This window comes from Saccharomonospora sp. (genome assembly GCF_027317685.1).
Lineage (GTDB): Bacteria > Actinomycetota > Actinomycetes > Mycobacteriales > Pseudonocardiaceae > Saccharomonospora.
In genome coordinates, this window is the sequence record NZ_DAHVQP010000033.1 from 36,646 (window position 1) to 49,921 (window position 13,276).

The following is a 13,276-nucleotide window of genomic DNA, read 5'->3' on the forward strand; positions in this document are numbered from 1 at the left end:
CGGGGTGTCACGGCCAAGGAAATCGTGGGTCTTGTCATCGCCGTCGTCGCCGGGCTCGGCATGGCGGCCCAAAGCCGGGTCAACGGCGAGCTGGGCGGGCGTTTGGACGACGTCGTGCTCGCCGCCGTGATCTCGTTCGGCACCGGCCTGCTGTTGTTGCTGCTGACCCTGGTGTTCTCGGCGAGGATGCGGGCCGGGCTCGTCCGGGTGGTGCCGGCTCTTCGGGCCGGAGTCCTGCGGCCGTGGCACTGCCTCGGTGGGTTCGCGGGCGCGACGTTCGTGCTGGGGCAGGCGGGAACGGTGACGCTGATCGGGGTCGCCATGTTCACCGTCGGGGTCGTGGCGGGCCAGACGGTGAGCGGTCTGGCCGTGGACAGATTCGGACTCGGGCCCGCGGGAGCACGGGCCTTGACGTGGCCCCGCGGTCTCGGGGCGGCGCTCATGGTGGCGGCCGTGGGAGTGGCGGTGAGCGGCGACCTCGTCGACGCCGACGTCGAGCGTGTGTGGGCGCTGGTGCTTCCGGTGCTCGCGGGGACGGGCATGGCGGTGCAGCAGGCGTTCAACGGCCGGGTCGGTGAAGCGGTGGGCAGTCCGCTCACCGCCGCGCTGGTGAACTTCACGGCGGGCACCACGCTCCTGGCCGTCGCGTGGGTCGTGTCGTTGTTGTTCTTCGGCAACGCGGCACCGGACACGCTTCCCGGTGAACCGGCGCTGTACCTCGGGGGAGCCATCGGGGTCGTGTTCATCGCGGTGGCGGCGGTGCTCGTGTCGTGGACGGGTGTCCTGCTGTTCGGCCTGGCCTCGGTGGCGGGACAGCTGATCGGTTCGGTGGTCATCGATCACGTGGCGCCCGCCACCGAAGGCGGTGTACACGCAACGACGCTGCTCGGCTGTGCGGTGGCCCTGGTGGCCGTCGCGGTGGCCGCGGTGGGCGGACGGCGCGGGGGTGGCCGCGCTTTGGAAGAATCAGCGCCGTGACGGCAACGATTCTCGACGGCAGGGCCACCAAGGACGCGATCTTCGCCGAGTTGGCGCCACGGGTGTCGACTCTGGCAGAGCAGGGGTGTACGCCCGGCTTGGCGACGGTACTCGTCGGTGACGATCCTGGCTCGCACTCGTACGTGAAGATGAAGCACGCCGACTGCGCCAAAGTGGGGATCAACTCGATCCGGAGAGATCTTCCCGGCGACATCTCCCAGGACGAGTTGCACGCCGTCATCGACGAGTTGAACGCCGACCCGGCCTGTGCCGGCTACATCGTGCAGCTTCCGTTGCCGAAACACCTCGACGAGAGCGCGGTGCTCAAGCGCATCGACCCGGCCAAGGACGTCGACGGGCTCGCGCCGCTGAGCCTGGGCAACCTGGTGTTGAACGAGCCGGGTTTCCAGCCGTGCACACCGGCGGGAATCATCGAACTGCTGCGCCGGTACGAGGTGCCGCTGAACGGCGCGCAGGTGACGGTCGTGGGCCGGGGCCTCACGGTGGGCCGGACTTTAGGTCTGTTGCTGACCCGGCGGGACGTCAACGCCACCGTGACGCTGTGCCACACGGGCACCCGGGACCTCGCGGCCGAGGTGCGCAGGGCCGACGTGGTCATCGCGGCGGCCGGATCGCCGGGACTCGTGACACCGGACATGGTGCGTCCGGGCGCGGCCGTGCTCGACGTTGGTGTCTCGCGGGTGGACGGCAAACTCACCGGCGATGTCGCGCCGGGGGTGGCCGAGGTCGCGGGTTTCGTCGCCCCCAACCCGGGCGGCGTGGGGCCGATGACGAGGGCGATGTTGGTGTCCAACGTCGTCGAGGCCGCCGAGCGGGCCGCGCGGCGGTGAGCGACGTCGTGGACACGCGGGATCCGCACAAATCCCGGCGGCAGCGCGATTCGGTGCTGATGCACCTGCCGTTCGCCGCGGTGCTGGCCCTGGTCGCATTCGGCATGGTGCGCATCGCGATGTACCACTGGCGGGAGGGCGCGGTACTGATCGGCGGCGCGTTGCTGGTGGCGGCCGTGCTGCGGGCGGCGTTGTCGCACGAACGGACGGGACTGTTGGCCATCCGCACCAGAACTGTGGACGTGCTCAGTTACGCCGGGCTGGGTCTGTTGATCCTGTTCGTCGCGTTGACGATCACCGGGGGACCGCTGCGCTGACGGCGCGCCGAGGGGGACCGTGATGAGTGTGTTGGCCGCCGTCGCCGCCCGTCTGCCCGGGGTGTCGCGTGTGCTGACCGCGAGACACCAGGAACTGCTGAAATTCGCCGTGGTGGGCGCGATCACCTTCGTGATCGACAACGCCGTCTGGTACCTGCTGAAACTGACCGTTCTCGCGGACCACCCGACCACGGCGAAGGGCGTCGGCATCCTCGTGGCGACCATCGCGTCGTACGTGCTGAATCGGGAGTGGTCGTTCCGGGCTCGGGGTGGTCGGGAGCGTCCGCACGAGGCCACGTTGTTCTTCCTCGTCAGCGCGGCCGCGTTGGTCATCAACGTGACACCGCTGTATCTCTCCCGCTACGCCCTCGGTCTGCAACGGCCGCACGTGGACCTGCTCACCCAGGAGGTCGCCGACTTCCTCAGCGGCTCGGTGCTGGGAGTGGCGCTGGCGATGGTGTGGCGGTTCTGGGCGTTCCGTCGCTGGGTCTTTCCGAAAGACGCACAGGACACACCCGAAACGCCGAAAGGGGCGTCTCGGCCATGACGGGGGGATGGCCGAGACGCCCCTTGCCGGGCGGTTCGCGACGATGTCACGCCGCGACGGGTTCGGGTCGGGACTCCAGCCGCGGCTCGGTGCCGGGCTCGGACGGGGTGTCGTCCTCGACAGGGGCGGCGGGGGACCGCTTGCGGTCGAAGACGGCGGACGCCACGGTCAGCGTGAGGCCGACCACGGCCAACATGGCACCCACCACGTTGGGGGACACGAGGCCGAAGCCACCGGCGATGGCGAGGCCTCCGAGGTAGGCGCCGATGGAGTTGGCGATGTTGAACGCCGACTGCACGGCGGCGGACACCATCGACTGCGCGCCACCGGCCTTCTCCATGATTCGGGCCTGCATCATCGGGCCGACCATGAACGAGGTCATGCCCACGAGGAACAGCGTGACGGCGGCGCCGATCTTGCTGTTCGCGGTGACGGTGAACGTCAGGAGCACGACCGACAGGGCGGTCAGCGCGCCGTACAGGCCGGGCAGCGGGTAACGGTCGGCGAGCCGGCCGCCGAGCACGTTTCCGAGGGTCATGCCTAGCCCCGCCAGCGACAGCAGGAGCGTGACGCTGGTGCCGTCGAAACCGGAGACCTCGGTCAGCACCGGCGAGACGTAGCTGAGGCTGGCGAACCCACCGCCGAGGCCGAGCGTGACGATGGCCAGCGCGAACCACACCTCGGGCTTGCGGAACGCGCCGAGTTCGCCGCGCAGCGAGATGTTTGAGGTCTGCCGCTGGTGGGGTATGAGTTTGGCGATGGCGACAAGAGCGACGACGCCGATCAGCGCGACCACACCGAAGGTGGCCCTCCAGCCGACTTGTTGGCTGAGGAAGGTGCCCGCGGGAACGCCGATGACGTTCGCCAGGGTCAGGCCGAGGAACATCATGGACACGGCCTTGGCTTTGCGCTGTGGCCCCACCAGGTTGGCGGCCACCACTGCCCCGGCTCCGAAGAACGCGCCGTGGGGGAGTCCGGCGAGGAACCGGAACAGCATGCCGACCTGGTGGGTGGGAGCGAAGGCGAACAGGGCGTTACTGGTGATGAACACGCCCATCATGGACAACAACATGGTCTTGCGGGACAGGCGCACTGCCACGGCGGTCAGCAACGGGGCTCCCACCACGACGCCGAGGGCGTAGGCGGTGATGAAGTTGCCGGCCGCGGAGATGGAGATACCGAGGTCACGGGCGATCTCCGGCAGCACACCCATCATGACGAATTCGGTCGTGCCGATGCCGAAGGCACCGATCGCGAGCGCAAGCAGCGCGATGGGCACAAGGCTCCCTTCGGGACGAGGACGGAGATTGATCGTGCGAATGCCTCGAAGTTGAGACTGGATCGATCAAGAAACGGGCGAAAAGGAAGAACGATAGTCCCAGCCGGATCGGCATCGACGTCCGTGACTTCGTCGTCGCTGGGATCTATCTGTCGTCTAGTTCAACCGAAAAAAGCCCGGCTGTCATCCTGATTCGACGTGGCGCTGGTCACAATCAGGTTTAGTCGGGCGGGTCGCTGTTTCTGCAGCTCGTGTGCATAAGAAAGGGCCCCGGCGTGAGCGGTGCGCCGGGGCCCGTAGGAGCGTGGTCGGGCAGGTGCCGGACTTCGATCGGACCGCGGTCAGGCTGTCGTCGGATCCTGCCGGACCCTGCCGAACCACTGTCACGTCATTTGGCTTGTTCTTCGGGTGTCAGGATCTCGGCGTCGGATCCCGGGAACATGAGCGTTTCGCGTCCGTCGGAGAACCGCACCAGGTATGGCGGCTCGCCGTGTTCTCCGCGAACTTCGATGATCTTGCCCTCTTGGCCGTCCACGCCCACGGTGTGTCCGTGTACGCGGATGATGTCTCCCACGGCTGCTCGCATCGCATACCACCTCCGCATAGTCGAGTGTAGAAGCGCGCAAGGGGGCCGGCGACTCGCAGAACGGTGGTGGTAATTCGTGGGCGGGCTAGTCTGAGGGCGACCCGTGGTCCGGATATTACCGCTGGGTAACCCTGGTGTGCGCCTGTGACCTACGGTCTACCAGTACGCTTGTACCGTTAACTGCCGAGGAACCGCGAAGACCCGCGAGAGGAGCGTCCCTGCTCATGGCCAAGATCAAGGTCGAGGGCACCGTCGTCGAACTCGACGGCGATGAGATGACCCGCATCATCTGGAAGTTCATCAAGGACAAGCTCATCCACCCCTACCTCGACATCAACCTGGAGTACTACGACCTGGGCATCGAGGAGCGGGACCGCACCGACGACCAGATCACGGTCGACGCGGCGAACGCCATCGCCAAGCACGGCGTGGGTGTCAAGTGCGCCACCATCACGCCCGACGAGGCCCGTGTCGAGGAGTTCGGCCTCAAGAAGATGTGGCGCAGCCCCAACGGCACCATCCGTAACATCCTGGGCGGCGTCGTCTTCCGCGAGCCGATCATCATCTCCAACATCCCCCGGCTCGTACCCGGCTGGACGAAGCCGATCATCATCGGCCGTCACGCCCACGGTGACCAGTACAAGGCTTCCGACTTCAAGGTCCCCGGCCCCGGCACCGTGACCATCACCTACACGCCGGACGACGGCTCCGAGCCCGTCGAGATGGAGGTCGCCAAGTTCCCCGAGGGCGGCGGCGTCACCATGGGCATGTACAACTACCGCAAGTCGATCGAGGACTTCGCGCGCGCGTCGCTGCAGTACGGCCTCGACCGCGGCATGCCGGTGTACATGTCGACGAAGAACACCATCCTCAAGGCCTACGACGGCATGTTCAAGGATGTGTTCGCCGAGATCTACGAGAACGAGTTCAAGGCCGACTTCGAGGCCAAGGGCCTGACCTACGAGCACCGGCTCATCGACGACATGGTGGCGGCCTCCCTCAAGTGGGAGGGCGGCTACGTGTGGGCCTGCAAGAACTACGACGGCGACGTGCAGTCCGACACCGTGGCCCAGGGCTTCGGCTCGCTGGGTCTCATGACCTCGGTGCTGCGCACGCCGGACGGCCGCACCGTGGAGGCGGAGGCCGCGCACGGCACCGTCACCCGCCACTACCGCCAGCACCAGCAGGGCAAGCCGACCTCGACCAACCCGATCGCGTCGATCTTCGCGTGGACTCGCGGGCTGGAGCACCGGGGCAAGCTCGATAACAACGCCGAGCTGATCGGTTTCGCCAACAAGCTGGAGCAGGTCGTCATCGAGACCGTCGAGAGCGGCAAGATGACCAAGGACCTCGCGCTGTTGGTGGGCGGTGACACGCCGTACCAGACCACCGAGGAATTCCTCGCGACGCTGGACCGCAACTTGGCCGCCAAGATCGCCCAGAGCTGACGGGTTTTCGTCAACCCGTAAGGCCCCGATCGGTAGCCGCCGGTCGGGGCCTTGCTGTATCAACGCTGTATCCGACATCAGCGCTGTGGCGACGTCGGTGGTCGTCGTCCGATCCGGGGGGGACGTTGCATTACGACACCACGGTCTTTCTGCCCCGGTGGCTCGACCGGTCGATGTTCGCCGTGTTCGTCCTCTGCCTGGTGGTCACGGTGTTCGTGTGGCTGGAGGAGGGGCCGCTGTGGGGCAAGCTCGCCGTCACGGCCATGTGTCTGGCGCTGTTGCCGTTGCTTTCCGTGCGTGGCCGGATCGCCGTGGACGACCACGAGTTGGTGCTGGCCGTCGGTTCGTTGTTCCGTAAGCGGCTTCCGCTGCCCGACATCACCTCGGTGGAGCTCACCCGGGTCGCGCCGATGGACTTCGGTGGCTACGGGTACCGGCCGCTCGGGGGCGGCGATGCGGCTTTCGTGTTCCAGGCCGGTCCGGCGGCGAAGGTGACGTTGCGGGACGGACGATCGTTCGTCGTGGCGGCCCCGGACGCTGACCGGCTCGTGGACATCCTGCGGGAGCGCGCACACCTCGGCGGTGGTGAGACCGCCGACGACGTGCTGTAGCGGAACGTGGCCCTTCTTCTCGTCGGTCGGACAGGGCCTCGCTCCTTCCAGGAAAAGACAGGAAGGGGCGTTACCGGCGGATGGCGTCACCGCCTTGTCGGCATCTTCGGAAACCGTCGGTGGTCGTCGTCCGATCCGGCCCAACGGTAAGAGTATCCATTTAGGACTAAGCTACTATGTGATCACCGAACCGGCCGTCGACCTGTTGGTGAAGATATCGTGCGAGCCGGTATCGCTCTGGGCGCTTCGCTTCTGTTTCGCTCGGTCGGCCAAGCGGTGGAGGGCAGGTGGGAAACAACGTGTACCACTACCGGCGCGTCTTACGCCCTCCGAAAGCGATGAAGGTGCTGTTGTGGGTGCTCTTCGCCGAGTCGTTCGTCGTCGCCGGGATCATGTGGCTGCTCGCGACCGGGTCGATGTGGGTTCCCGCCGTGGTCACGGTGCTCATACTGGGGTTCTCCAGTGCGATGTTGACCAGCCGGGGTGTCATCACGGTGGACGACACGACGCTACGGCTGGCGATGACGCCGGTGTTCCGCAAGACGATCCCCCTCGCCGACGTGGCGTCCGTCGAGCCGGGCACGGTCGATCCGTGGGCGGATTTCTCCGGCTGGGGCTACAAGAGCCGAGGTAAGGACCTCGTCGGCTTCCTGTTCGACTCGGGTCCGGCCGCCAGGGTCACCACCCGCGCCGGCCGTACGTATGTCATCGCGACACCGGATGCCGACCGGCTCGTGGAAGTGCTACGGCAGCAGGCGAGTCTCCGTGTGTGAGGCTCCGTGTGAGATTTCGGCGAGGTGCCGACGCGCTATCGAGCGGTGACCGCGACGGCGAACACGCATGGTGACCCTCTGTGCTTGAAATGGTGAGGGCAGGTTCGTCCGCATGGGGCTGTCGCTGGAGGGGAAAACTCCCTACCCTGCACGCAGGTCGGGTTGCGGTGGGCAAGGAGCGTTGGCGTGCTGGGTGGTGCGAAGCGAGTGTTCATCGTCGTCGGCGTCGTCCTGGGGCTGGCGATGATCTACACGACCGGCTCCGAACAACGTGCCTCGGAAGCCCAGGACGGTGGCGGTGGGTCGGAGAAGAAGGAGACCGTCTGCGCGATGACCGTGACCGCCGACCTGCTCAACGTGCGTTCCGGCCCGGGCACGGGCCACGAGATCCTCGGAAAGTTCCGCCAGGGTGCCGAGATCGACGCCACCACCCAGGTGCGCGACGGTTTCCGCAAGATCGACGACCACCACTGGGCGGCCGACGAGTATCTCGAACCGGTCGACGGCGACCGTTGCGAATGACCCGCGCCACGGGATGTCGTGTGGCTCGATCATCGGGACCGGTCGGCCGGGGGCATTCCCGCGACGAGTGAAGGTAGCCTGCCAGACGTGCTCACCGTCTCGACCGTCAACGTCAATGGCCTAAGGGCCGCCGCCAGGAAGGGTTTCAGCGAGTGGTTCGAGGCCACGTCGGCTGACGTCGTCGCCTGCCAGGAGGTGCGGGCCGATCCCGGTGTTCTGTCCGACGCGCTGCGGGAACCGCCGGGTTGGCACACCGTCCACGCCGCGTGCGCCACCAAGGGCCGCAACGGCGTGTGCATCTACAGCCGCATCGAACCCGAGTCCGTGCGTGTCGGTTTCGGCGAGGCCGAGTTCGAGGACAGCGGTCGTTACGTCGAGATGTGGCTGCCCGGTGTGGTCGTGGGCAGTCTCTACCTGCCCAGCGGCGAGGTCGACACACCGCGGCAGGAGGAGAAGGAACGGTTCATGGACACCTTCTTGCCGTACCTGGCGACGCTGCGGGACAAGGCGTCCTCGGAAGGCAAGGAAGTGTTGGTCGTCGGTGACTGGAACATCGCCCACGCCGAGATCGACCTGAAGAACTGGAAGGGCAACCGCAAGAACGCCGGGTTCCTGCCCGAGGAGCGTGCCTGGCTTTCCCGCGTGTTCGATGAACTCGGTTACGTTGACGTGCAGCGGCACCTGGATCCCGAGGGTCCCGGCCCGTACACGTGGTGGTCGTACCGGGGTAAGGCGTTCGACAACGACGCGGGCTGGCGCATCGATTACCACGTCGCTACGCCCGGCCTGGCCCGCCGGTGCACGTCGATGGTGGTGGAACGGGCCGAAAGCTATGACAAACGCTGGAGCGATCACGCGCCGGTGACGGCGACGTACGAGCTGGGGTGAGGTCGGCGAACCGGGCGAGGGTTGCCTCGTCGAGTCGGGGTGGCGTTGTCAGTCGTCCGAGCGGATCGCACATTCGTCGCGTAGGCGCTTGAGTCAGGGATCGCCGGTAACGGATCCGAACCACCTGTGGCGGCGCTAAGATCGGGATCCGTCGCGCTGTGACTTAGGTCAAAGGAAGGTGGCGGAATGACTCAGGGCCGGAGACCGACACCGAAGCCCGCGCCGCCTCCCGCTCGGAAACGGTGGTTTCAGGAGCGGACGTCTCCGTATCCGTGGGAGCAGGACGGTCTGGACCACATCAAGCGGTTGATGCCGCAGGCGGAGCCGTATCGTGCTTGGGCCACGTTCTCGTTCACCGCGGCGTCCGGCCGAATCAATGAGTGCGATCTGCTGATCGCGGTTCCCGGTGGGCTTTACTTGGTGGAGCTCAAAGGACACACCGGGCGTGTGGTGAACAACGGCGAGACGTGGAGCTTCTTCAGGCAAGGAGTGAAACGGCCACGCACGTTGCGCAACCCTTTGCATCTCACCGACCTGAAGTGCAAGGAACTCAAGCAACGTTTGGAGTGGGCCGCCAAGCAGACCGGGTACAGCGGGCGGATACCGTGGATCGAGCCGGCGATTTTCCTTTCCGCACCCGGGTTGGTGTCGGAGCTCGACGAGGTGCAGCGCACCCGCGTGTATGGCCGGGACGAACAGGTCGAGGGGCTGGATTGGATTTGGCGTGATCTGTTGTCGCGTCCGCCGCAGCGGGAGCAGCAGCGGGTCAGTCCGGAGTTCTCGCAGCGGTTGCCGGAGCTGCTGAAGAAGATCGGCATTCGGGCTTCGACGGCGCACCTGCATTTCGGTGATGACTGGGTGCTTTCCGGCGAGGTGTTGGACGCGGGGCCGACGTGGGAGGACCGTCTCGCCAAGCACACGGGCCTTGTGCGCGATGAGGGTCGGGTCCGCATCTACCTCACCGAGCAGCAGGCCGTCGAGGAGCGGCGGCAGTCGGTGGAGCGGGCCGCGCGGCGTGAGTACCAGGTGTTGCAGGGCATCACTCACCGCGGCATCGCGCAGGCTGTGCAGTTCCGGGAACATCAGAGCGGTCCCGCGATCCTCTTCCGGCACAATTCGTCGGATCTGCGGCTGGATTCCTATCTCGAGATCCACGGTGAACGGCTCAGCATCGACACTCGGCTTGATTTGGTGCGGCAGCTCGCTGAGGCTGTGCAGTACGCCCACCATCGTTCGCTTTACCACCGCGCCCTGTCGGCGCGTTCGGTGTGGGTAGAGGCCAAGGACGACGGTTCCGACCCGGTGTTGCGGATCACCGATTGGCAGGCCGCCGCCCGTGATTTCGACACGACGTCGTTGTCGACGGTGGGCAAGACGTCGTTGACCGGCGAGCATCTGGACGGTTCGGCGGAGGTGTATCTGGCGCCGGAGTTCGCCCCGCACGCCGACCCGGTGGACCTCGACGTCTTCGGCTTGGGTGCGGTGTCGTTTCTGATCCTGACGGGGCAGCCACCTGCCGCCCAGCGCAGCGGCCTCATCGAGCGGCTGGCCGAAAGCCACGGTCTGCATCCGTACGCGGTGTCGGATGGTATCTCCGATGCGCTCGACGCGCTGGTGTTCGACGCGACCCGCACGGACCTGTCGCAGCGGTTGGAGTCGGCGGACGCTTTCCTCAAGCGGTTGGATGCGGCGGAGTGGGAGTCGCTGCCCGAGTCGTCCGTGCCCGTGGTCGACCCATTGACGGTGTCGGCAGGGCAGATGGTGGATGAGCAGTGGCGTGTTGAGCGGGTGCTCGGTACCGGTGCCACGGCGCGGGCATTGCTTGTCCGGAGTGTGGACACCGACGACGAGCAGCCCGAGCGTCGGGTCCTCAAGGTCGCGCTCGACGAGGACAAGGCGCAGCACCTGCACGCGGAGGCCCGGGCCCTGACGCTGGTCGGTGGCGGTGTGGTGGTGAAGCTGCTCGACGGTCCCCGCGAGATCGGTGGCCGTACCGTGCTCGACTTGGAGTACGCGGGTGGTCAGGATCCGCAGGGCTACACGTTGGGGGAGTTGCTGCGGGCCGAGGGCAAGCTCAGCTACCACAACCTGGAGCGTTACGGCCGCGACTTGTTCACCGCGTTGGATCAGCTCGCGGGTAAGGGTGTGCGGCACCGGGATCTGAAGCCGGACAACTTCGGCGTCTACCGCAGGGCCGACCGGTCGACACAGTTGATGTTGTTCGACTTCTCGCTGGCCGAGGCCTCGGAGCGCGATGTCACGGCAGGCACACGCGGGTATCTGGATCCGTTTCTGGGTACCAACCGTCGTCCCGCTTACGACGATCATGCCGAGCGCTATGCGGCGGCGGTGACTCTGCACGAGATGGCGTCCGGCCAGCGGCCGGTGTGGGGTGACGGGGTCAGTGACCCGCGCACGAGCAGCGATGAGACTCCCGTGCTCGCGGCGGAGTTGTTCGAGCCGGCGTTGCGCGACGGGCTGACGGAGTTCTTCCAGCGGGCGTTGCATCGGGATGTCAATCGCCGGTTCGACACGTTGCGGCAGATGGAGGACGCCTGGCGGGAGGTGTTCACCGCGGCGGATACCGCCCAGCCGCTGACCACTCCGGAGACGGTGGGCATCGAAGGTAAGACGCTGGACGAAGCCCGCGACTTCTACGCCGAGAAGGCGACCTTGGACACGCAGCTCGATGTGGCCGGGTTGAGCCCGCGCGCGGTGTCGTTGGCGCAGTCGCTGGGTGCCACGACGGTGCGGGAACTGCTGGAGCAGGTGCGGCCGTATGAGATCAGTCGAGCGCGCGGTGCGGGCAAGGTGGTGCGCAACGAGCTGAACCGCCGGTACAAGCAGTGGGCGCGGGCGCTGTCGCTGCAGGACGAGCCTGACCGGCCGGCCCCGGAGGCCACGCCCGGTTTGTCCACTGTGGATGATTTTGTTGCGTGGTTGGTGCCGCAGAAGGCGCGGAGGGGTTCGCGCAAGGCCGATGTCGTGCGGTTGACGCTCGGCTTGCCGGAGGGCGAGGACGATGAGCTACTGCGGTGGCCGACGCAGACCGAGGTCGCCCGGCGGCTGGAGATCACGCAGGGCACGGTGTCGCAGCATTACCGCGCGGCAGTGAAGGCGTGGGCGGCCGAGCCGTGGCTGTCGAGGGTGCGCGACGAGTTGGTGGAGCTGGTCGCCGAGGCGGGCCGGGTGATGACGGCGCACGAGCTGGCGGCCGCGGTGAGAGCCAAGTACGGAGTCGCGGAGCCGGAGGCTCGAGAACGTGCCTTGGCGAGGTCGTTGGCGGTGGTGCGTGCGGCGGTGGACACCGAGGCGTGGGAGCGGCAACAGGATGAGGACGAGGACGAGGAAGGCCCACGGTTCTCGGCGTTGCGGCGTGGCGATCACGTGTTGATTGCGTTGGAGTCTTTGCCGGGCACCGACGCACCGAGCGCTCCGGAGTTGGCTGACTACGCCGTGGCGTTGGGGGCGCGGGCCGACGAGTTGGTGGCGATGGACCCGCTTCCCGGCCGGGGCATGGTGGTGCGGGAGTTGCGGGCGGTGCCGGCTCCGGAGGGGCTGTCCTCGCAGGCGGATACGCGTCTTGTGGAGTTGGCCGCGGTGATGTCGCGGCGGGCGGCGGCGTCGGCGCGGTCGGAGCTGTATCCCCGGGAGTTGGATGTGGTGCGGGCGTTGCGCATGTCGCAAGCCGCGGTGGGGGTGCGCCGTGAAACGGGGATCACGCGTGAGGACTTGTTGTCGAAGGTGCGCGTGCGGTTCCCGACTGTCGTGGTGGACGACCGAATCTCGTATGTGCAGTTGGAGGAGGCGCTTCACGCGGCGGGCACTCCGCTGGAATGGGATACCGAGGCGAAGCGGTTCCGGCCGCCGGAGCCGAAGTTCTCCCGTTCGGCCGTGTCGTCGAGTACGAGCCGAAGTGGTCACGGTCCGCTGTTCTCCGGTGGTTTGGACCCACGGGAGGTGTTGGGTGACAAACTCGCCAGGGCGGGGGAGTACGGCGGGTTCTTGGCGTTGACGCTGCGGGGGGTGTATCTGCCGGGAGCTGCCGAGGCGTTGGCGTCGCGGTATCCGGTGCACCCGGTGCACGTGGACAGCGAGTTTGTGGCGACATTCCGTGAGTTGATCGCCGAGCGCGGCCAGGACTGGGAGCTGGTGCGCAGGTTGGACGCCGGCTTCGGGCGGACGGGGCTACCGAGTCGGGGTTTCCGTTGGTACGTGCAGCAGGTGTGGCAGCGGCTGCGTGAGCGACTGGTGGCCGCGGTTGCGGGTGAGCGCACGGTGTTGTTGTTGCACCATGCGGGTTTGGTGGGCCGCTATGCCGACCTGGGTGGGCGTGAGTTCTTGACAAGTTTGCAGCAGGCGGCCCGTTCAGCGAGCGCGAAGCCGCATGGCCTGTGGGTGTTGTGTCCGGGCGAGTCGGCACGGGAAGCACCTCAGCTCGACGGTCTGCGTGTCGAAGCGTTGACGGAGTCGGAG

The 13,276-nt window shown here is 66.9% G+C and carries 12 protein-coding genes; 10 read left to right on the forward strand and 2 right to left on the reverse strand.

Going from position 1 to position 13,276, the window contains the following annotated elements:
• The first annotated feature begins 21 nt into the window (after positions 1-21).
• From M7H19_RS03875 to M7H19_RS03890, 4 genes are read left to right on the forward strand one after another with little or no spacing between them, the layout of a single operon-like run.
• Positions 22-978, forward strand: coding sequence for a DMT family transporter (locus M7H19_RS03875; RefSeq protein WP_298177199.1), 957 nt, complete (start codon positions 22-24; stop codon positions 976-978).
• The gene (locus M7H19_RS03880; RefSeq protein WP_298177170.1) at positions 975-1,829 is read left to right on the forward strand and encodes a bifunctional methylenetetrahydrofolate dehydrogenase/methenyltetrahydrofolate cyclohydrolase; all 855 of its coding nucleotides are present in this window, start codon (positions 975-977) and stop codon (positions 1,827-1,829) included. The genes M7H19_RS03875 and M7H19_RS03880 overlap by 4 nt, the downstream gene beginning before the upstream one ends.
• Positions 1,826-2,146 carry a DUF3017 domain-containing protein gene (locus M7H19_RS03885; RefSeq protein ID WP_298177172.1) on the forward strand — a complete coding sequence of 107 codons (321 nt, stop codon included), beginning with the start codon at positions 1,826-1,828 and terminating at the stop codon, positions 2,144-2,146. The genes M7H19_RS03880 and M7H19_RS03885 overlap by 4 nt, the downstream gene beginning before the upstream one ends.
• A 22-nt stretch (positions 2,147-2,168) precedes the next feature.
• Entirely contained in the window at positions 2,169-2,693 is a 525-nt protein-coding gene (locus tag M7H19_RS03890; protein WP_298177174.1) for a GtrA family protein, read from the forward strand.
• 46 nt (positions 2,694-2,739) lie between these two features.
• On the opposite strand, the gene M7H19_RS03895 is transcribed toward M7H19_RS03890, so the two are convergent.
• Together M7H19_RS03895 and M7H19_RS03900 are read right to left on the reverse strand one after the other, a co-directional pair.
• The gene (locus M7H19_RS03895) at positions 2,740-3,972 is read right to left on the reverse strand and encodes an MFS transporter (protein ID WP_298177176.1); all 1,233 of its coding nucleotides are present in this window, start codon (positions 3,970-3,972) and stop codon (positions 2,740-2,742) included.
• Between the two features lie 388 nt (positions 3,973-4,360).
• Entirely contained in the window at positions 4,361-4,558 is a 198-nt protein-coding gene (locus tag M7H19_RS03900) for a DUF1918 domain-containing protein (RefSeq protein WP_298177178.1), read from the reverse strand.
• Between the two features lie 224 nt (positions 4,559-4,782).
• On the opposite strand from M7H19_RS03900, the gene M7H19_RS03905 reads away from it, so the two are divergent.
• The 6 genes from M7H19_RS03905 to pglW all read left to right on the forward strand — a co-directional run.
• The gene (locus tag M7H19_RS03905) at positions 4,783-6,006 is read left to right on the forward strand and encodes an NADP-dependent isocitrate dehydrogenase (protein WP_298177181.1); all 1,224 of its coding nucleotides are present in this window, start codon (positions 4,783-4,785) and stop codon (positions 6,004-6,006) included.
• A gap of 125 nt (positions 6,007-6,131) precedes the next feature.
• Positions 6,132-6,617, forward strand: coding sequence for a hypothetical protein (locus M7H19_RS03910; protein ID WP_298177183.1), 486 nt, complete (start codon positions 6,132-6,134; stop codon positions 6,615-6,617).
• A gap of 287 nt (positions 6,618-6,904) precedes the next feature.
• Positions 6,905-7,390 (forward strand): hypothetical protein, encoded by a 486-nt coding sequence (locus M7H19_RS03915; protein ID WP_298177185.1) that lies wholly within the window; start codon positions 6,905-6,907, stop codon positions 7,388-7,390.
• Between the two features lie 186 nt (positions 7,391-7,576).
• Positions 7,577-7,912, forward strand: coding sequence for an SH3 domain-containing protein (locus M7H19_RS03920; RefSeq protein ID WP_298177187.1), 336 nt, complete (start codon positions 7,577-7,579; stop codon positions 7,910-7,912).
• A gap of 87 nt (positions 7,913-7,999) precedes the next feature.
• Positions 8,000-8,800: an exodeoxyribonuclease III gene (locus tag M7H19_RS03925; RefSeq protein ID WP_298177189.1), complete on the forward strand. Its 801-nt coding sequence runs from the start codon at positions 8,000-8,002 to the stop codon at positions 8,798-8,800.
• A gap of 186 nt (positions 8,801-8,986) precedes the next feature.
• Positions 8,987-13,276 (forward strand): BREX system serine/threonine kinase PglW (pglW, locus tag M7H19_RS03930; protein ID WP_298177191.1); only part of this gene is annotated, 4,290 nt, incomplete at its 3' end.